This window comes from Vicinamibacterales bacterium, from assembly GCA_036496585.1.
Lineage (GTDB): Bacteria > Acidobacteriota > Vicinamibacteria > Vicinamibacterales > 2-12-FULL-66-21 > JAICSD01.
This window is the reverse complement of record DASXLB010000033.1, coordinates 1-19,507: the sequence shown is the minus strand read 5'-3', so window position 1 is coordinate 19,507 and position 19,507 is coordinate 1. Positions and strand designations below refer to the sequence as shown.

Here is a 19,507-nt window from a genome sequence, read left to right as displayed (position 1 = left end):
CGCGGCGCGCGGCACCGGAGGCGAATGCAGCACCTCGAGCGGCCGGTGACGGCGGGCGGCCGGTCAGCGCCCGTCGAGCAGATGGAGCAGGTCTGCGCGCTGCTGCTGGACCGCGTCGGCGGCCGGCGGGAGCGGACCGGCGTGGTGCTCGCGGATCCAGCGCTGCTGGGTTGCGTCGATCGCATCGAGCATGGCGGTCGCCTGCGGGACGAACGTGCGGCGGAGATCGCGGCCGATCGCCGGCACCGCCAGGGCGTTCTGGCACGCCTCCGCGCTGCTCGCCAGCGCCGCCGTGTAGTCCCGCCAGACCCGCTCGCGTTCGGGGTGCGCCTGCAGGCGCCGCCGGAAGATGTCCAGCCGTCGATGGGCGTAGTCGAAGGCTTCGGCGATCTGGGCGCGCTGGCCGTGCAGGCGGGCGAGACGATCGTAGCCGCGCGCCAGCGAGGTGAGCGCGAAGTCGTTGGCCGGATCCTGCTTGACCACGTCTTCGCGCAGAGCCACCGCTTCCTCGTACAGCGACTGGGAGCGGACCAGATCGCCGGCGTTTCCCACCAGAGAGCCGATCGAACCCTTGGCAAACGACAGATCGAGCCGCCACAGCGGCGTCGCCGGGTCCTTGCGCACGCGATCCTCGTCGAGCGTCACCGCTTTTTCGTAGAGCGCGACGGCCTCAGGGGCGCGGTCGAGCACCTCCAGGAGCGCCCCGACCTGCTTGTATGAGAGCGACAGGTTTCTGCTCGCGGCGAGGTTGTCGGGGCTGGCGCGCAGGTGTTCGGTGGCCGCTTCGAGACCGCGCTGCTGCGATTCGAGCGCCGCGGCGTAGTCATGGGCCTCGATCTGCGCGTTCGCGATCACGGACCACACCGATTCGCGAATCTGGATCGCCTCGGGCTCCACCCGCTCCGCCGGCGTCAGCGCCTCGACGATGGCGCGGGCGCGCGCCAGATGTGCGGTTGCCATCGCTGGCGTCGTATCGGTCTGTACCAGCACGGCGAACGATTTGGCCAGATATAGGCGGTCGGCGAGCGTCGCTCGCGGGCCGGCCACGAGCGGATCGAGCAGGGTGATGACCTTCAGGAGGCTCGCGCGCGCGCCGGCCTGGTCACCGATGTTGGCCAGACCGTAGGTGCCTTGCACCCCGGCCAGCATGCCGTAACCGCGCGCGACTTCGCGGCGTAGCCCTTCGTCGCTCTGCGCCTGCGGCCACAGCGCGTCGAGGTATGTCGTCGCATGCCGCAGCAGAATCTCATCGGCGGCCGTCGAGCCGGGCAGCTTCACGACCGCGTCGTGCATCTCGCCGAGCATCGCCTGCGCGAAGCCGCGCACCGCGTTGAACTCCTGTTCGGCCTTGACGCGCTGGCGCTCCGCGACGCGCGCTTCCCAGATCGCCGCGGTGACGCCGGTCCCGATGGCGATCGCCGCGGCGCAGGCCGCCACCACCGCCACCCGGTGACGCCCGACGAACTTGCGGACGCGGTAGCTGACCGAATCGGGAGACGCCAGCACCGGCCGGCCATCGAGAAACCGCTGGATGTCCTCGGCGAAGTGCAACGGCGAGGCGTAACGGCGCTCCGGCTCCTTCCGCAGCGCCTTGAGCACGATCATGTCGACGTCGGAGGGGATGCGGGGCGTCTGCGACGACCGCGCGCTCGGGCGGTCCGGCATGACCTCGCACACCGAGCGGATCAGCTGTACGTCCGACTTCGTGGAGTCGCCGTACGGCCCCACGCCGGCCATCAGGCGATAGAGCAGCACGCCGAGCGCGTAGACGTCCGCCGCCACCGTCACCGGACGGCCGCTCAACTGCTCGGGACTTGCGCTCTCCGGCGTCATCACGCGAATCACCGTGTAGTGCGGCAGGGCGGGGTCGGCGTCGAGCAGTTTCGCGATGCCGAAATCGAGCAGCTTCGGCACGCCGCCGCTCGACACCAGGACGTTGGCGGCCTTGATGTCGCGGTGGACGACCAGATGGTGGTGGGCGTACTGCACGGCGTCGCACACGTGCTGAAAGAGCGCGAGCCGCTCCCTGAGAGGCAGCTGCCGGGTGACGCAGTACTCGTCGATCGGTTGCCCTTCGACGAACTCCATCACCACGTACGGCAGGCCGCGTTCGGTAGTGCCGCCGTCGAGCAGGTGGGCGATATTGGGATGATCGAGCGAAGCGAGGATCCGACGTTCCTCCCGGAATCGCTCCAGCAGAAAGCTGTTCGCAAATCCGCCGCGCACGATCTTGATCGCCGCCCGCTGCGTGAACTCCCCGTCGTCGCGTTCGGCGAGGTACACCGTTCCCATGCCGCCGCTGCCCAGCTCGCGGACGATGCGGTAGGCGCCGATCCGGCTGCCGGCGTCGTAGAGACTTGCGACGCCGCCGATCGCGACCGTTTCGAAGTACGGGGCGGCGGCGTCGGTCGAGGCGAGCAGCGACACGACTTCTGCGCGGAGCGCTTCGTCGCCGGCGCACGCCTGCTCGACGAAGGCACCGCGGTCGGCGCCGCTCAGTTCGAGGGCCGTGGCGGCCACGTCCTTGACGCGCAGCCAGAGTTCCGGGGTGACGTTCTGCATCGCGCGGCGCCTTCGTCCCTTACGCGCGGAATCGCACCGATCCGGCTCAGCGCGCTCCCGACGCGCCGGTCAGCTCGCGGTACAGCCAGCCTTTGGCGAGCGCCCACTCGCGTTTCACGGTCGCGGGCGAAGCGCCGACCACTTCCGCCGTCTCCTCGACCGTGAGGCCGCCGAAGAAACGCAGCTCGACGATGCGAGCCTGGGGGGGGTCCAACACTTCCAGCTTCTTCAGCGCCGTATCCAGCGCCAGTGCGTCGACAGCGTCCAGGCTCACCGCCTGGGCCAGGGGGGGCGCATCGTCGACCGACACCGCGACGGCGCCGCCGCCGTGCTTGGGACGCAGTTCGCGGCGGGCGTTGTCGACGAGGACCCGCCGCATCACCGTGGCGGCGATGGCAAAGAAATGCGCCCGGTTCTGCCAGTCGACATCGCGCTGGCCCACCAGTTTGAGGAAGGCCTCGCTGACCAGCGCGGTGGTCTGCAGCGCCCCTCCCCGCCATTCGCGGGCCATGTGCCGCGAGGCGATCAGGTGGAGCTCGTTGTAGACGAGCGGCATTAGACGGTCCAGGGCATCCTGACGGCCGTCCCGCCATTCCTGGAGCAGCCGCGTGACGTCAGTTCCGTCCTGGCCCTCGGGCATGCCTGGTACGGGGTCGAGCATACCCGCTGAGCCGCTTTTCCGGCAAACGCGCGTAACTACGCGAGCTTCACCCGGAAGACGGAGGGACGCAGTGATGTGGAAAGTCACACCGTGGCAGGCCGTGGTCGCGGCCGTACTCATGACCGCCAGCCCCGTGTGGGCCCAGAACAGCGGCGGCGCCCACCAGGACATCAAGGTTCACGGCCACTGGGTGATCGAGATCCGCAATCCGGACGGGTCGCTCGAATCGCGGCACGAGTTCAACAATGCGCTCACCAGCCGCGGCCCAGGCATCCTGTCGCTGATTCTGGGGAAGGCGACCGTGCAGTTCTGGGACATCCAGATCTCCGGTTCACCCGCACCGTGCGTGGACAGTGTCGCCGCGGTCGTGCCGTGCTTCATCGAAGAACCAAACTCCGGGAACCCGGAGAACAGTCAATCCAGCTTGAGCCTTCAGACCTACGTCCCGATCGACGCGGCATCGCAGGAGCCGGCCGGGACCCTGCAGCTGACCGGGCACGTGCTCGTCACCAATCCTGCCGCGACCTCCATAAATTTTGTCTCGACGCGCGCCACGCTGCGCCGCCCCGACAACACCACGTACTTTGCGTCCTTCACCTCGCACACGCTGCCCCAGGTGACCGTGAAACTGAATCAAACCATCAACGTCGTCGTGACCTTCAGCTTCTCGTCCTGAGCAGGACGATTGGCGTCAGGAGTATCTCGTGACCATCACGCGCGCGCTGATCGGCGCGGTGCCGGCGGTGCTTCTCTGCAGCCTGCCGGTGCTCGCGCAAACTTCGCCGGCGAAGGGCCCCAGCGAGGACATCAAGGTTCATGGCCACTGGGTGATCGAGGTCCACAACGGTGACGGCTCGCTCGCGTCGCGCCAGGAATTCGAGAACAGCCTCGCGGCCCATGGGCAGGAGCTGCTCGCTGCGATCCTCGCCAAGGCGACCGTTTCCAACTGGTACATTTATCTCGTCGATACCGTCGGCGGACAGTCTCCCTGCGTCAACGACTTCGGCGTGAACGGCTGCGCGATCAACACGCCGGAACGCGGATCGGGCAAGGATGCCTATCCGAACCTGCAGTTGACGCTGCCGCTCGATGCGGCGACAGGCACCCCGACCGGTACGCTGCAGCTCAGCGGATACGCGGTCGTCAGCAATCCGGCGGCGGTCTCGTATTTCAGCCTCGTCGGGACGGGCATAGACGTCCTGCTGCCGGGCAAGACACCGCAGACGCTCTTCAGCACCCTGTTCACGTCGCACGCAATCGCGCGCGTCGCGGTGACGCCCAACCAGATCATCAACGTGATCGTCACGTTCAGCTTTTCCTAGCGCGAGGAATCCATGGTGCCGGCATCATCGGAGCGGAGTCGCAGGCGTATCCGCGGGGCGGCGGTGACCGCGCTGGCCGGCGCAGTCACGTTCATCGCGCCGCTGGCCGCCGGATCCCGCGTCCAGTCGCGAGCCAACGAGCGGATCGGGAGGCCGCGCCCGGCCGTGGCGTTCGAGGCCAACGCCGGCGAGACGGACCCGCAGGTCCGACTGTTGGCGAGAGCTCCGGGGTACACGATGTTTCTCGGCGAGCATTCGGCGACGCTCGCGCTGAACGGCGTCTCGCATCCGCTGACGCTCGCCTTCGCCGGGGCGAGCGGCTCGGCCACCGTCCGGGGCGACCAGCCGAGGACGGCGACGACCTACTTCGCGCAGCGAGGCACCGGCGAACTGCTGTCGGCGGCGCACTTCGAGCGCGCCAGGTACGACGGGCTGTATCCCGGTATCGCCGCGGTCTTTCATGGTGACCGCGACCGCATCCAGTTCGACTTCGAGGTCGCGCCGGGCGGCGATCCGGCCGCCATCGCGCTGTCATTCGGCGGCGCCGACACCGTCAGTGTGGCTCGCAGCGGAGAGCTCGTCATAGCCATCGACGGAGCGACCGTGCGGCTGAAGCGCCCGTTCATCTATCAGGATGCCGGCGGCGCCCGCCGGCCGGTGCGCGGCGGCTTCGTGCTGCGCGACGGGCAGGTCGGGTTCCACGTCGGCGGCTACGACCGATCGCGGCCGCTCGTCATCGATCCGACCATCGAGTACGCGACCTATCTCGGATCCCCGGGTAACGAACGCATCGTGTCGATTGCCGCCGACGCCGCAGGCGACGCCTACGTGTTCGGCGCGACGACCGACAGGCTCGACTTTCCGACCACGTCGGCCGTGGGGCGCCTGACCGGCGTGCCCGAGTACTGTTTCGTGTCGAAGTTCGATGCCACCGGCAGCAATCTCCTGTACTCAGTCGTCTATCTCGATTCGGCGAGCGTGACCGGCAGTCCGGTGCTCTGCGACGCGATGGCGCTCGCCCCGACGGGACTCGTCCACACGGTCTTTCAGAGCGTCGACGGCACGTTCGTCAAGACGCTGCGCACCCTCGACGACAGCGTCGCGCCCGTCAAGTCGTCGTCGGTGCTGCTGACGGCGCTCGAAGGATTTCGTCCGGTCCAGTCGGTGGCGGCCGACGCCAGCGGCTACATCTACGTCGTCGGCGCGTGCTTCAACGGCCGCGTGCAGACGCCCTCGCCGTATCCCTACCCGGGCGGCTTCCGAACGACGCCGAGCAGCGGCCGCTGCGTGACGCAGGACAATTTCTTCAGCCTCGGGCAGTCCGAGTCGGTGCTCGTGAAATACGACTCCCTCGGACACCTGCAGTACGGGACGTTCCTGACGAATCTGCCCGACGCCGATCCCGCGGCGATGGCGCTCGCGGTAGACGGCAACGGGCACGCATACGTGGGCGGACGCACCACTTCGCGGCTGCTGCCGACGACTTCCTCGGCCTACTCGGCGGCCTGCACGACGGACGCCACCGCCGTCGGCTGCAACGACGCATTCCTGATGGCGATCGACACCACCAACTCGGGCCCCGCGTCGCTCACCTCTGGCAGCTACTTCGGCGGCAGCGGTTTCGACGCAATCGACGGCATCGCCGTGGACGCGCAAGGCCGGGTCACCGTCGTGGGCGAAACGACGAGCCCGGACCTGCCAGGCCCGTCGGGACCGCTCGACGGCAGCGGCGGCGCGTACTTCCTCGCGCGGTTCGATCTCTCGCAGTCGGGTTCGGATCAGCTGCTCGTGAACACGGCCCTCGCGACCGGGCAGGCCTTCCGGGGGATGCCGCCGCGCCTCGCCCTGGCGAGCGACGCGTCGGTGTCGATCGCCGGCATGTGGGCGTCGGCTCCGTTTCCGAGCGTCTCAGGACTCCTCGACGCGACGCCCAGCGCATCGCAGCCGCTGCCATTTCTGACGACCTTCGCTCCCGACCTGTCTTCCATTCTGTTCTCCACGCTGCTCGACGGCACCGCGTCGCGCGATCCGCACGCCGTCTCGCTGACGCCGGACGCCGTCCTCGCGGTCGAGGTCACGAGCAACAGCGATCGAGCGACCGCCGGTGCGTTTCAAACCGCGCCGGCCGGTGGCGACGATTTGCTCCTGATGAAGATCGACGGCGTTCGAGGTGTCAACCATCCGCCGACGCTGCAGGATCTGTCGCCGGTCGAACGCGGCGCCGACAGTCCCGCCGGCGCGACGGTGTACCTGTTCGCCCAGGCCAACGATCCCGACAACGATCCTCTGACGGTCACCTTTACGGGCCCGCTTGGACCGGTTTCGGGGACGCCCGGATCGAGCGGCCTCTACAGCGCTCCCGTGCCTTTCCCGATCGGCGCGTCGACCGTCACGGTGACCGTGTCGGACGGGCGCGGCGGCTCGGCGTCGGCGTCCGCGAATGTCACGGTCGTGGGCGCCGTCACCGCCGGCACCGGGACGGTCGTCGTGCACCCGGCAGTACTCCTCGACCTCGGCGAGCCGCTGCCCGAATTCGCTCCGCCGGCGACGTTGACGATCGAGAACGCCGCAGGCGGCGGCGTCACCACGATGAACATCCGGACGAACATCGGCACGCCAGCCGTCCCCGACGGCCTGCAGATGCCGAGTCCGCCTTACTACTACGAGCTGCACACCACGGTTCCGGGCGCCGGACCCTACACGCTCTGCCTCGACACGACCGGCATGAGTCTTGGCGACCGCGCGTCGCTGCGTCTCTACTTCCACGACGGCACGGCGTGGCACGACATCAGCGGCGCGTCGACCGGCGCGACGTTCTGCGGACAGACGGCGACCCTCGACGGAACGTTCGCGCTGATGACGCAGGCGGCCGCCTGGAACGTGGCGACGACCATCGCCGGTCCGCATGATCCGGGCACAGGCCTGGATCTCGGGCTGTTTGGCGGCACCGCGATCGACACGGCAGGCGGGTCGCTCTACATCACGACGTACGGGGCCCTGAATCGGGTGAATCTCACGACCGGAGCGATTGCGCACGTTGCCGGCGACGACGTGATCGGCACGTTTCAGGTCGATACCGATGGTTCGTTCGGCATTCCGTCGCCGTCCGGCGTGCCGGCGACGAGCGTGCATCTCACCAATCCACACCAGATCGCACTCGACGCGACAGGAAATCTGTACGTCGCCGAGTTCTGTCAGGTGCGCAGGATCGGCACCGACGGGATCATCACCAACATCGCAGGCGACGGATTCTGCCGGACCCGCGGCGACGGCGGACCGGCGACAGCCGCCAGCCTGAACGGATCGGTCGCCCTCGCATTCGATGCGGCGGGCGGCCTGCTGGTGTCGGAGTTCACGGGACGGATCCGGCGGATCGACGCCGCCGGCGTGATCGCATCTGTCGCCGGCAACGGCACCTCGACAATCATTCCAGGGCCGGCGTTGCAGAGCGGGTTCGGCACCGCGGCGAGAATCGCCGTGGCCCCCAATGGCGACGTCTACGTGGCGGCGCAGAGCTCGCAGCTGCTGCGGATCTCGGCCGGCGCCAACCGCACGCTCGACGACAGCAGCCAGATCTCGGTCATCAACACGTGCGCGCTGACGACCTGCGTTCCGCTGCCGTATGGCGGCGACGGCGGCCCGGTAGCGGCCGCGACGTTCCAGACGATCGAGAGCATCGCCGTCGCGGCCAATGGCGATGTCCTCGTCGGCGACAACTCCGATCCGCGCATCAGACGGATCGCCGCCGGCGCCGACCACGTCGTCACCGGGCTCGACGCCGACGAGATCATCACGACGGTCGCCGGTTTCAACCCCACCGCGACGGTTGCGGGGCAGAACGCCGGACAAGGCTACTACCTGCAAGGAGAAGGCTTCGGCCTGTCGGCGGCGGCGGTGCGGGTCATCGACGTGCTGCCCGACGGCACCGGCGGGTTCTTCTTTGTGACTGGGTTGCTGAATGAGGTCCGCCATGTGGGGGCCGTCCAGGCGCCGCAGTCGGCCGACGTACAGCTGTTCGCGTCGGCGCCGACGCGCGTCCCGCTGAACGGCACCGCAGACGCCACACTGATCATCCGTAATCTCGGACCAGACGATGCGGCCGGCACGACCGTGACGATCTCGGTGGATCCGGCGCTCGAAATCGCCGCCGTGGACGATCGTCTGGGCAGCTGCCAGTTCCCGGCGACGCTCCATCCAGCCCAGGTCTCATGCGACGCCGGAACGCTCGCATCGGGAGGCGCCGCGCGGCTGGTCGTGTCGCTCCGCGGCCTCACGGCCGGCGCAACCGCGAGGGCGCGGTTCGACGTCTCGTCGGCGGTCCCCGATCCCGCGATGGCGAACAATCACGCGGAAGGAAGCTTCCAGGTCAATACACCGCCGGTGGCGATCGCCGGTGGCCCGTACTCGGCTCTGGCGACGAGCGCCGACGGCGGCGTCGTCCACGTCGCAGGGATCGGCTCCGACGCCGACAACGATCCGCTGACGTTCACATGGTCCGAAAACGGGGTCACGCTCGCGACCTCCGCCGCGGCCGACATACTGCTCTCCGCGGGTATGCACACTCTGACGTTGACGGTCCGCGATCTGCTCAATCAGACCCAGGACACCGCGACGGCAATCGTGCAGCCGATAACCGACCTCGTCCTCACCGCGGCGCTGGCCAATCCCGACGCCGGCGCGCACGCCGGCGTGCCGCTCGATTTCGCGGTCGAGCTGACCAATCACGGGCCGTTCGCCGCGGCGACAGCGGCGGTGCAGCTCAGCGTCCCGACAGGGCTGCAGTTCAACTCGGCCTCCCCGCAGGGCGCGTGTTCGGTCGCCGCGAACGTACTGACCTGCGCGGTGACCGACTTCCACGTGCGCGGAACGAGCGACTTCACCGTCACACTGACGCCGACCGCGCTCGGTCCGCTGACGGCCGTGTTCACGGCGGCGAGCGCGAACGCGGACCCGAGCCCCGGCAACAACTCGGCATCGGTGACGATCAACCCCGACGTGTTGATTGCCGAGACCATCCACGTGACCGACACGATTACCAACCCTGACGTCGATCTCCAGGAAGCGATCACGGTCACCGATACGGTCGCCGCCACCGTGCCCGACACCATTCCCCCGGTCGTCACGCTGCCAGCCAACATCTCGGTGCACCTGACCGAAGCGGGTGGTGCCCGCGGCGACGTGCCTGACTCGGGCGCTTCGAACCTGATCCACGTGTTCCTGCTCGGCGGTTCGGCAACCGACGATACCGACCCGGCGCCGGCGCGACTGGATCCGACGCTGTCCGACGGCACCGTCGCGACCGACACGACGCTCTTCCCGGTCGGCCTCACCCTCGTCACGTTCCGCTATCGCGACGCGGCGGGCAACATCGGATCCGAGGTGGCGAGCGTGACGGTCGTCAACAGCTTCGGCACCAGCATCACGCGGCCGGGCGTGCTGCTGCCGTTGGTCGACAGCGCCGGCAATGCGACGCCGGTGGCGCTGAGTATCAGCGCGATTCTGCAGGCGGGCCTCGCGACGGCGGACATCGTCCAGGCGTCACGGCCGCTCGGCAGCTACGTCGCGCTCTCGCCGGTCTACGACGTGGTGACGACGGCGCTGATGCCGCCGAGCACCGCGATCGACATCCTGATCGGCGGAACGTTCCCCGCCGATGCCGTCATGCTGCACGACGACGGGACGGGATGGCGGGAGGTGACGATCGCCTGTGCGACGCCCGGCGTCGGTGTGTGCGGCCGGGTCTTCTCGCTGTCGCCGTTCGTGGTCGCGAAGCGGAGCGATACGCAGCCGCCGATCGTCACGGCGCCGCCGGCGATCACCGTTCCGGCCACGACCGCATCGGGCGCGAGTGGCGCCGACTCTCCGGCGCTCGCCGCCTTCCTGGCCGGCGGCAGCGCGACCGACAACCTCGACGCCGCGCCGACACGTCTCGCCCCGCTGGTGAACGGCAATCCGATCGCGGCGTCCACGGTTCTTCCGCTCGGCACGACAACGGTCACCTTCCGGTTCCGGGACGCAGCCGGCAACGTCGGCAGCGCCACTTCCACCGTCACGGTGATCGTGGGCAGGCCTGACGTGGACGTGCGCGTGGCCGGAGAAGGCACCGTCTCCGGCACGCGCAAGTACATCGATCTGATCCTCGTCAATGACGGCGACGGGAACGCCAGGAACGTATTCCTCGATCTGGCGCTGCCGATCCCGCTGAAGGGGCTCGGCATCGTAAGGCTCCTGCAGCCTTCGCTGCCGCTCAAGGTGGGCGATCTCGACGCTGGCGCGTCGACGCGCATCCGCGTGGTCGTCGACGTGCCACCGGCGGTCAAGGAGCTGGCGCTCATCGTGGCGGGGCATTTCCAGAACGTGAAGGGACAGCTCGGGCTGCTCGCCGCAACCCTGAAGATCACGCCGTGAACGCACGGCGTGGGGACGCGTGAGGCGGCGGGAGCGTCAGCCGGCGGATCGGCCGTCGCCGCCGTCGGGTGCCGCCGGCGCCGGCAGATGCCGCAGCTTGTCCTGATTGCGGATCACGTAGAGCGCCCGGATGGCATCGCCGTCGAACTCGAACGCCGCCGTCTGGACCGGTCCGTCGGGCGCGTCGACGATCACCCCGGGGAGCCCGTTGATCGCCGACACCCGCATCCGGAAGTCGTCGCGCCACCCCTTGCGCGCGGCGCCAATCAGGAAACGCGCCGCGCGATCGGCCCCGTCGATCACGTTGAGCGGCGCCGCGGCCTTGCCGCCGCCGTCGGTCACGACCCGCACGTCGCTCGTGAGCAGCCGCATCAGACTGTCGAGATCTCCCGACCGCGTCGCAGCGACGAACGTGGACATGAGCTGCACGTGTTTCGCGTCGACCTCGCCGGCCCGGACCGGGGGCGCGACCGCCCCGCGCGGCCGGACGGCGCGCACGTGCGCACGCGCGCGGGCGGCCAGCTGACGGCACGCCGCCCGGTTCCGCTCCAGCGCGCCGGCGACCTCGTCGAACGAGAAATCGAAGACGTCGTGCAGCAGGAAGGCCGCGCGCTCGAGCGGGGACAGGCGGTCGAGCGTCAACAGCAGCGCGACCGACAGGTCCTCTGCCAATTCGGTGCGGCGGTCGGGCGCGAGCGCCGCCGTGTCGAGCACCGGCTCGGGCAGCCACGGGCCGACGTACTCCTCGCGCCGCGCGCGCGCCGACGTCAGCATATCGAGACAGATGCGGGTGGTGGTGGTCATGAGAAACGCTCGCGGATCCAGCACGCGGTCACGCGCGGCCGCATGCCAGCGCAGGTACGCCTCCTGCACGGCGTCCTCGGCGTCGGCCATCGATCCCAGCATCCGGTAGGCGAGGCCGCGCAGCCGGCGCCGGTCCGGCTCGAAACTCGCGGCGGGATCCGGCGTCGCGCTGGCGCCGGTCACGCTGTGCCGACCGCCGATCCGCGCCGTGCCGCGGCCCGGCCGTGATCCCTTCGGTGATCCCCCGTCTGATCCCCGCTCTGATCCCCCTTCTGAGCCCCTTTCTGATCAAAAACGAGCGGCTCGCCGCCGACCACGACGCGCATACACGCGTGGCCGTGACCGAGCGCGTACTTGACGGTCGGGTAGAGGCGCGCCGCGGTCATCGCGAAGGCGAGGCTGACGAGGGCCCGGCGTCCCCACAGCCGCACGATCGCCTCGCGGTATTCGTCGGCGCGCGGATCGTGCGCGAGCGCGGCGCGCGTGAAGCTCCAGGCGAGCGCCACGTCCGGCGGCATCGCGGCGGCGTTGTCGGTGAGCACCGCCCGCAGCACCGCGGAACTGACGCCGGCGCGCTCCGCCATCTCGACGGCCAGCTGCGTGCACGGGCCGCAGTCTTCGTGGCGCACCGCCGTGAGGCCGGCCGCGCACCACGCGTCGATCGGGACGTCACGCCGGAATCGACCGAGGGCGGCGACGCGGGAGAAGAGCCACGCGGCGCGCGGACTCGCGTCGATCATCTCGTGCATATAGCTGGCGTCGTAGCCCCACGCCCGCTCGAACCTGGCAATGGCGCTGTGCAGTGTCCACTTGATCATCTCAGTGCTCCAGTCTCTCCTGGTGAGACGCGACAGGCCGGAGAAATGTGACATACGGTCAAAGACGTGTATGGTTGTGCTCACTTTTTGGAGGAGGAATGCCGATGTCCGATCTGGATCGTCGCCAACTGTTCGCGCTCTTCCCGGCCCTGGCGATACTGATGGCGGCCAACGAGGCCTCTGCCCAGACGCCGCCGCAGGGGAGACTCACCACTGCCGAGCTCTCGAAATCGCGTGTCGTTCGCTTCAAGGACTTGCCGGCCGTCAAGCTCGACAACGGCGGCATCCAGCGGCGCGTGATGTCGGGAACGCTGCCCACCGGCGAGTTCGTCGAGATCCACGAGACGGTGCTGCCTGCCGGCAAGATGCCGCACCCGCCCCACCATCATCCCAACAGCGAATGGCTCTTTATCCAGTCGGGCTCGCTGGAATACGACGACAACGGCACCATCATCCCCGTCGGTCCGGGCGACATCATCTTCAGCGCCTCGAACCTCACCCACGGCCTGCACAACGTGGGGACGACCGACGCCGCCTACATCGTCTTTTCGGTGAGCAAGCAGTCGGAATAGCGGTCCGGCCGCGACGACGATCAGGCGGCGGGCGACGGCGACATGGGGGAGCGGCCGGTCGCGCAGATCCAGCCCCGGCGGTCTTCGTGGACTGCGACCTCGACAAAGCCCGCCTGCATCAGGGCGGCGCGATGCTCGTCGGCCGTGACGTATCTGCCGCCGAGCAACCGCATGATCGGGCCGAACAACGCCGAGGCCGGCTTTTTCCGCCGGTACACTTCGGCGATGACGACGACCTGGCCGCCGGGCTCGAGCACGCGCCGGACTTCCCGGAGATCCTCACCGAGGTTCGGCCAGTAGTAGTGCGTCTCGACGGCGGTGACGACATCGAAGCTGGCGTCGGGATACGGCAGGCGCGACACCGAGCCTTCGACGATCTCGACGCGCCCGGCGGCGATGGCGGCGGCATTGGTGCGCCGCGCCGCCGCAACGCTCGCCGCGGAATAGTCCACGCCGCAGACGCGGCCGCCACTCGCTTCGGCGAGCTTCTGGATCGTGCGACCGCCGCCGCACCCGACGTCCAGAATCGTCGCGCCGGGCGAGATCGAGACGCGGCCGAGGCCCCAGTCTGTGACGCCAGAGTGGGTGCGGTTCATGACGTCGAGATAGACGCGGCCGATCCACCATCGAGGTCTGCGGCACTGTCCGATGAGGAGCGCCATGGCGGCGCTGCTGGCCGCCAGCTTGATGATCAGGGCGAGCGTCGGCGGGATTGTGACGGTCTCCTCCTGCCCTGAATATACAGAACAGGAGCGGCCGGTCCAACTACCGCCGCGGTGCCGTCGGCGGGACGTTCCCGACCGTCGTACTGACTTCGGCGCTGTCGTTCGTCCCGTCGGGGTCGGATTCGGCGCCGCTGACGAACACCTGCACGCGCTGAGGTCCGGGAGCGTTGACGCGCACGTCGAACGAGATGGTCCAGACGTCGCCTCGCGCCAGTTTCGCGGTGTCGCAGGACGTGTGCCCCTCGTCATACTGCGAGCACCCGTAGCTCTCGCCGGCGGTCGTGATTCTCAGCGGACCAGCGAGCGTCAGACCCGCCGTCAGGATCTGGTCGATCTTCAATGCGGTGGCATCGGCCGGGCCGTTGTTGGCCACCGTCACCGTGTAAGGCACCGTCGCTCCGACGGAACCCTCGGGCCCGGACGCCCGAATCGCGACGGCCAGATCCGCCACGGGCAGCGTCAGGGCGGTCGTGGCGGAACCGGCAAGCGTCCTGCCGACCGCTGCATCGCGGAGCACGGACATTGACATCGCCTGGCTCAGGACGCGGCGGGGGGATCCGGTGCCGTCGGCATTGGACATCCAGATCGTGTTCCCGTCACCGTAGAGGACGTGGCGGTCGTCGAGCCACTCGATCTGATCGTCCATGCTGCGCGGTTCGGCCAGTACCGTGTCCCGCATCGACGCGAGATCGAGCACGTGGAAGCGCCAGTCGGAAGTGACCGTACTCCTGATGCGTGTCTTGAACGCCAGGCGGGTTCCATCCGGAGACAGCGAGGGACACTCGACGTTCTCGCGGAGCGTCTGCATCCGGCGCGCGGCAATGGAGCCTTCCACCAGGTAGGTGTGGCCGCCGCTCCGGAGCGATGCATAGAAGCGATCGCCGTCGGGCGCGAAGGTGACGCCCCAGAAGTTGAAGTCGACGGACTGGAAAGGGCGTCCGTCGCGCCACACCGCAAACGTCTCGAGATTGCCTATCGTGCGCCCGGTCGTCAGGTCCATCAGCGTCGTGGCGGTCGAAAAGGCGGCGTCCGCATACGAATGGCCGATCACGAAGACCGTCGCGGCGCCGACGCGTCCGTCGCGCGAAACACGCACACGGCTCGGGACGCCGCCCAGTGGAATGTCGTAGCGGATCTGGAAATCGGATCCGAAGACGTAAGCGTGGGTGTCGGTGACCCCATAGTCGAGCGCCGTCCGGCCGCCCCCTTCGCCAAGGCAGACGCCGTGTGCGCCGGCGAAGTACACCTGCTCGCACACCAGGCCCGATAGCGCGCGGGGACCGGTCGGCTCCGCGATCGATGCCAGCGCCACTCGGTAGCGGAGACCGTCGCCCGGAACGAGACTGCTGAACAGCACCAGCGAACCCGGCACGGTTGCGAGGGAGTCGCCGGTGCGAGCCTCGACGGCACGACTGCCCGCACGCGAGATTCGCCTCGCCCGCTGTCGATCCAGAACGTTGTGTACGTAGAGGACGCTGACGAGCGCGCAGGCCAGAGCGATGAGGGCGAACAGCGCACGACGGCCGCTCCGGCCGCCAGGCGTCGAGAGCCGGGGCGGCTGAGGCGTTTCGCCAGCGGCAGCGTCAGGATCGTGGCGTGTCGTCAACTGAAGGAGGTCCGGGTTTGCCTCGATTGCAGCAGGAACGTGCTCAGCACGACTGCGACGAGGAATGACGCTGCGGTGATGCCCACGGCGCGATTGAGCCCTCCCCACGTCCACAGCCATCCAAACAGCAGCGAGGCGCCGAAACGGGCCAGGCCCGTGAGCGTGGTCATCGAGGCCATGCCGGTCCCGCGGAGCGCGCTTGGGAGCCGGCTGCCGACCAGCGCCATCAGCACGCCATCCGTTCCGGCATAGTACGCTCCGAAGAGCACCACGAAGCCGGCGATCTCGACACGGCCTCGTGAGGGGAGGAGCAGTGCGGCGTACGCCATCAGGAGCACCGCGTGGCTCCCGAGAAAGACGCGCAGCCGTCCGGCGCGATCGGCAAGCAGGCCGGCTGGCAAAGCCAGCACCATGTAGACCGCCGAGGTGGCCACGTACAACAGGGGAAAGGAGCTCGACGACAAGGCAAAACGGCGCTGCAGCGTGAGGAAGAAGAACGCATCGCTGATGATCGCGACGTTCAGCAGGACGCCGGCAGCGAGCAGCGGGCGGATGCCCGCGAGTTGAAGCGTCTGCATCACGAGGCGCCGCGTCGGACGCTCCCGGCGTCCCGCCGCGGGAGCGTCGGCGCCGACATCCTCGACGAACAGCACCAGGATGGCGAGGCCGACCACCGCCGTGCACGCGCTCACCACGAAGACCGCGTCGTAGGCATCGGGTGCCGCCCACAGCAATCCAAATGCGACCAGCGGTCCGAGCATGGCGCCCGCGGTGTCGAGGGCGCGATGGACGCCGAATGCCGTCGCCAGCCGCTCAGGCGTTGCGCTAAATGAAATCAAGGCATCGCGCGCATCGCTGCGCAGTCCCTTCCCGAGCCGGTCGATCGCCACCACCCAGAGCAGGTTCGTCCAGGATCCTCCGAACACGACGAGGCCGATGCGCGATGCCACCGACAGGGTATAGCCGGTGACCGCGACAGCCTTGTACGATCCCGTGCTGTCTGCGACGCCACCCCCGACGAGCCGGACGAACGACGCGCCGCCCACATAGACACCGCCGATCAGCCCGACGGCCCACGGATCGAGCTTGAGCTTGACGAGGGCATAGAGCGGCAGCACCGAGGCCACCATCTCGGACGAGACATCGGTGAACAGGCTGGTCAGGCCGAGCAGCCACACCCGGCGGCTGACCTGCAGCCGCGAGGGACGGCGCACCATCTCGGTGGCGCCGCGGAGAGCGTCCTCGGAACTGTCGATCTGGTACACGCAGGCAGGCTCCGCGGCGCCGAATCCCTGGCCGTGGGCCAGGGATCACTTCGCGCGTTTCGCGACCAGCTCCTCGGTGGCAAACTCGCCGACCTGCCGCGTGAACTTGATCTCGTCAGCGGAGACGATCGTGCCGGTGTACGTGATCTCGATGTCCATGTCCTGGAACTTCAGCATCTCGACGAAGGTCAGCTTGTTGCCGTCGACCTTGACGTTGCGCAGGACCGATTCCCCATTCTCCGATTTGGCCGTGCCGGTCACCACGTCGCCTTTGGTGGTGAACTCATAGGTGTAGTTCTGCTGGCCGATCTGCGTGTCGAAGCTGGCGGTCCACTTACCGCTGATGTCTGCCCCGAACACGGTCCCGGCCAGAGCGAGCATCGCGACGATCAATACCGAGAGTCGACGAACAGGCATGGGGTGCTCCTCAGTGTGAATCCGTCAGTTCCGGCCGCGATTATCTCTCATCGCCGGCCACGGTTGCACGGCTCGACGATGGCATGGGGCAGCCGCTGATGCGCAAGCGCCACGCCCGTGTGAGGATACGATTGAGCGCATGTCGTCACAGGCCCGCTGGCTTCTGTCCGCGCTCGTGATCTTGCTGGGGTCAACCGGCTGTGGTGGCGGGATGCCGGAAATCAAGCAGCCAGGCGTCTTCATCGAGGCCGACGGCTACCTCGTGGAAATACCGAAACTGGGAACGCTGGGCACGACCTACGGGCCGCGCCTGTACCCGGAACTGCCGGAGTACAGCGTTCCCTCCGTCGCCAGGGTCAGTCCGATCTATCTGAACCTTCCCGAACTGGCCACGGCGCCGCTGAAGGGCCTCGAGTGGCACGGCTATCGGCTCGGCGGGAACGCTTCGCCGGACACCCCGAGTACCGCGACTCCGCAGGACTGGAAAGTCGTGCCGATCGAGAAGGTGCCGACGAACGTCCCGGGCATCTTCAAGGTGCTCGTCACCGCCGCCGACGCTCAGGGGCGGTGGAGGCCCGAATCCACGCACGAATACTTCGGCATTGCGGTGGATGCGGGGTACAAAGCCAGTCCGATCTGGGCGGTGAAAATGAAGGTCAAGTAACCGCGCGAGCGATTTTCGCTGGATCCACGCACCGACGCGGCGGCTCATGACACTGCAGACCTTGCGGATTTCGAGCGGCAGCTTGCGGCGCACTCGATCTGCCGTGTCCACAGTCCTACATGGTCGCGCTCGCTCGCATCGAGACGATCGAGCGCGGACGCATCGCCATCGGCGGCCTCGACGTGCCGATCTCCGACACCTATCGCGACCGGTTCTTCGCGCGCATCGGACATCGCTGACGGCGCGACCCCCCGCTGCGGGGATGCTTCGCGGCTCTGCGCGTCTCGCGTTATGCTGCGAGCCTCGCAGGGTCGGCGCGACATGCCGGCCTGCTCTCGGTCACGTGGAGGGAGATGATGCGGCTGGACACCACCGGGTCGATTGTCGTCGAGGTCGCCGTCGTACTCTGCGGTTCCCTGGCGGGCGCGGTATTGGCCCAGGCGCTTCGGCGTCACCGCCGCGAGACGGGACTCGTGGATCCTCGTCGGATTCCGAGTCTACTTGCCCGGAGTCCTGACCAGCGGGAGGCTCTTCTGCGCGAGAGTCAACGCGAGGCGTTCCGTGGATGGCGCATCGGGATTCCAGCGCTGGCGGTTGCCCTCGCCATGACTCTTGGCGCGACCGCGGCGGTCGTCGCACGTGCCTATTCCCTGCCTCCCGACAGCGCCTGGTTCCGAGCCCTGCTCGCTGGCGCGATTGCCGGTCTCGGCGCGTTCCCAGCGCGCCTTGCAATCACGGCGTACGTAAGGCGTTACGTCGAGCGCCGCATCCGAATAGGAGAACCCCCATCCAACCCGCCGTTGCAGCCGGCGTCACTGCCGGTCAGCAAGCCGTAATGTGATCGGATAGGTTCTTGCCCGGTGGTCAGACTGCTGCGGGCTCGATTCCGTGCGGCACGTCGTGCCGCGGCGCCGCGATCAGCCATCCGAGAATTGCTCCCGCAATGACGTACGGGAACGCGGTTGATACGAGCGTGACGGGATCGCGGAGCAGCAGCCGACCGACAGGTTCCAGCCGCCCTTGCAGGAGCGGGAACGCCAGCATCGGGACTGGGAAGAGGAACGCCCCCACGACTGCAAGCGGCACTCTCGAGCGTGGATCGAAGAGTCGTCGGGACGACACCAGGATCGGCAGATAGACGACGGCGGACACCAGGACAAAGAAGAAGCCCAGAAATACACCCCAACTGACCGAATTCAGGATCCCGAATCCTCCCGTGGAGTGGTGACGCAGGGACCCGACGAGGCTGTAACAGATCGCGAAGGTAGCGGCACTCACGAGGACGTCCAGCATCCTTCCTCGGTGGTTTCGCCCGTCCGGGCTCTCGGGACTCGCGGTGACGATCGCGATCATCACGCTGGCCGGCCGCCGATTTCCGGCACGCGCTGCGACACGGTGTAGATGAGGACTCCGTAGATGCCGATGAGCGCGAGCGCGACCGCGGCAAAACCCTGGACGGGCCGAAGCGACAACCGCCGCGGCGCCAGATAGTCGTCCATCAGATCGTCCATGGCGCGGATCCGCCAGAGCGTCACGGATTTTCGCGCCGCCGCGCCGTCGCCTGGACCAGCATCTGGCGACGTTCACCGCACCAATGACGAGCAGCACGGCGACGGTGGCGTCGCGCCTCTTCGCCCTGGCGGCATGTCTTTTCCTCTACTTGCGCTTCCCTCGGAGCGTTCG

At 68.3% G+C, this 19,507-nt stretch carries 15 protein-coding genes; 5 read left to right on the top strand and 10 right to left on the bottom strand.

All coding sequences use genetic code 11. The features are described from left to right. Positions 1-63 precede the first annotated feature (63 nt). The gene (locus tag VGI12_10845) at positions 64-2,562 is read right to left on the bottom strand and encodes a serine/threonine-protein kinase (protein ID HEY2433159.1); all 2,499 of its coding nucleotides are present in this window, start codon (positions 2,560-2,562) and stop codon (positions 64-66) included. Positions 2,563-2,608: 46 nt separating this feature from the next. Continuing rightward, complete coding sequence (locus VGI12_10840; GenBank protein HEY2433158.1) at positions 2,609-3,202, bottom strand: sigma-70 family RNA polymerase sigma factor; 594 nt, start codon at positions 3,200-3,202, stop codon at positions 2,609-2,611. A 94-nt stretch (positions 3,203-3,296) separates the two neighbouring features. On the opposite strand from VGI12_10840, the gene VGI12_10835 reads away from it, so the two are divergent. Genes VGI12_10835 through VGI12_10825 form a run of 3 tightly spaced genes read left to right on the top strand, consistent with a single transcriptional unit; the run spans position 3,297 to position 10,953 of the window. After that, a complete protein-coding gene (locus tag VGI12_10835; GenBank protein HEY2433157.1) occupies positions 3,297-3,899 on the top strand; it encodes a hypothetical protein in 603 nt (200 codons plus the stop codon). 28 nt (positions 3,900-3,927) lie between these two features. Further along, positions 3,928-4,545 carry a hypothetical protein gene (locus tag VGI12_10830; GenBank protein ID HEY2433156.1) on the top strand — a complete coding sequence of 206 codons (618 nt, stop codon included), beginning with the start codon at positions 3,928-3,930 and terminating at the stop codon, positions 4,543-4,545. A gap of 12 nt (positions 4,546-4,557) precedes the next feature. Continuing rightward, positions 4,558-10,953: a hypothetical protein gene (locus tag VGI12_10825; protein ID HEY2433155.1), complete on the top strand. Its 6,396-nt coding sequence runs from the start codon at positions 4,558-4,560 to the stop codon at positions 10,951-10,953. Between the two features lie 36 nt (positions 10,954-10,989). Here VGI12_10825 and sigJ read toward each other — a convergent pair whose 3' ends face one another. Beyond that, positions 10,990-11,940, bottom strand: coding sequence for an RNA polymerase sigma factor SigJ (gene sigJ / locus VGI12_10820; GenBank protein HEY2433154.1), 951 nt, complete (start codon positions 11,938-11,940; stop codon positions 10,990-10,992). Continuing rightward, complete coding sequence (locus VGI12_10815) at positions 11,937-12,575, bottom strand: hypothetical protein (GenBank protein HEY2433153.1); 639 nt, start codon at positions 12,573-12,575, stop codon at positions 11,937-11,939. Before VGI12_10815 ends, sigJ begins: the two co-directional genes overlap by 4 nt. Before the next feature lie 104 nt (positions 12,576-12,679). On the opposite strand from VGI12_10815, the gene VGI12_10810 reads away from it, so the two are divergent. Further along, a complete protein-coding gene (locus VGI12_10810) occupies positions 12,680-13,147 on the top strand; it encodes a cupin domain-containing protein (GenBank protein HEY2433152.1) in 468 nt (155 codons plus the stop codon). 20 nt (positions 13,148-13,167) lie between these two features. On the opposite strand, the gene VGI12_10805 is transcribed toward VGI12_10810, so the two are convergent. The 4 genes from VGI12_10805 to VGI12_10790 form a co-directional block, all read right to left on the bottom strand. Further along, positions 13,168-13,809, bottom strand: coding sequence for a class I SAM-dependent methyltransferase (locus tag VGI12_10805; GenBank protein HEY2433151.1), 642 nt, complete (start codon positions 13,807-13,809; stop codon positions 13,168-13,170). Positions 13,810-13,912: 103 nt separating this feature from the next. Further along, positions 13,913-15,244, bottom strand: a complete 1,332-nt coding sequence (locus tag VGI12_10800) for a hypothetical protein (protein ID HEY2433150.1) — start codon at positions 15,242-15,244, stop codon at positions 13,913-13,915. 230 nt (positions 15,245-15,474) lie between these two features. After that, positions 15,475-16,743 (bottom strand): MFS transporter, encoded by a 1,269-nt coding sequence (locus tag VGI12_10795; GenBank protein ID HEY2433149.1) that lies wholly within the window; start codon positions 16,741-16,743, stop codon positions 15,475-15,477. A 45-nt stretch (positions 16,744-16,788) separates the two neighbouring features. Next, positions 16,789-17,160, bottom strand: coding sequence for a hypothetical protein (locus VGI12_10790; GenBank protein HEY2433148.1), 372 nt, complete (start codon positions 17,158-17,160; stop codon positions 16,789-16,791). 211 nt (positions 17,161-17,371) lie between these two features. Between VGI12_10790 and VGI12_10785 the strand changes: the two genes are divergently transcribed. After that, positions 17,372-17,824, top strand: a complete 453-nt coding sequence (locus tag VGI12_10785; protein HEY2433147.1) for a hypothetical protein — start codon at positions 17,372-17,374, stop codon at positions 17,822-17,824. Between the two features lie 864 nt (positions 17,825-18,688). Here the strand turns inward: VGI12_10785 and VGI12_10780 are convergent. After that, positions 18,689-19,177, bottom strand: a complete 489-nt coding sequence (locus tag VGI12_10780; protein HEY2433146.1) for a hypothetical protein — start codon at positions 19,175-19,177, stop codon at positions 18,689-18,691. Next, the gene (locus tag VGI12_10775) at positions 19,177-19,335 is read right to left on the bottom strand and encodes a hypothetical protein (GenBank protein ID HEY2433145.1); all 159 of its coding nucleotides are present in this window, start codon (positions 19,333-19,335) and stop codon (positions 19,177-19,179) included. Before VGI12_10775 ends, VGI12_10780 begins: the two co-directional genes overlap by 1 nt. Between the last annotated feature and the right edge of the window lie 172 nt (positions 19,336-19,507).

Coding starts and splice junctions, on each gene's coding strand:
- VGI12_10810 (HEY2433152.1), top strand. CDS start 12,680: ATGTCCGATCTGGATCGTCGCCAACTGTTCGCGCTCTTCCCGGCCCTG.
- VGI12_10835 (HEY2433157.1), top strand. CDS start 3,297: ATGTGGAAAGTCACACCGTGGCAGGCCGTGGTCGCGGCCGTACTCATG.
- VGI12_10780 (HEY2433146.1), bottom strand. CDS start 19,177: ATGATCGCGATCGTCACCGCGAGTCCCGAGAGCCCGGACGGGCGAAAC.
- VGI12_10825 (HEY2433155.1), top strand. CDS start 4,558: ATGGTGCCGGCATCATCGGAGCGGAGTCGCAGGCGTATCCGCGGGGCG.
- VGI12_10805 (HEY2433151.1), bottom strand. CDS start 13,809: ATGGCGCTCCTCATCGGACAGTGCCGCAGACCTCGATGGTGGATCGGC.
- VGI12_10775 (HEY2433145.1), bottom strand. CDS start 19,335: ATGGACGATCTGATGGACGACTATCTGGCGCCGCGGCGGTTGTCGCTT.
- VGI12_10790 (HEY2433148.1), bottom strand. CDS start 17,160: ATGCCTGTTCGTCGACTCTCGGTATTGATCGTCGCGATGCTCGCTCTG.
- VGI12_10785 (HEY2433147.1), top strand. CDS start 17,372: ATGCCGGAAATCAAGCAGCCAGGCGTCTTCATCGAGGCCGACGGCTAC.
- VGI12_10840 (HEY2433158.1), bottom strand. CDS start 3,202: ATGCCCGAGGGCCAGGACGGAACTGACGTCACGCGGCTGCTCCAGGAA.
- VGI12_10845 (HEY2433159.1), bottom strand. CDS start 2,562: ATGCAGAACGTCACCCCGGAACTCTGGCTGCGCGTCAAGGACGTGGCC.
- VGI12_10815 (HEY2433153.1), bottom strand. CDS start 12,575: ATGATCAAGTGGACACTGCACAGCGCCATTGCCAGGTTCGAGCGGGCG.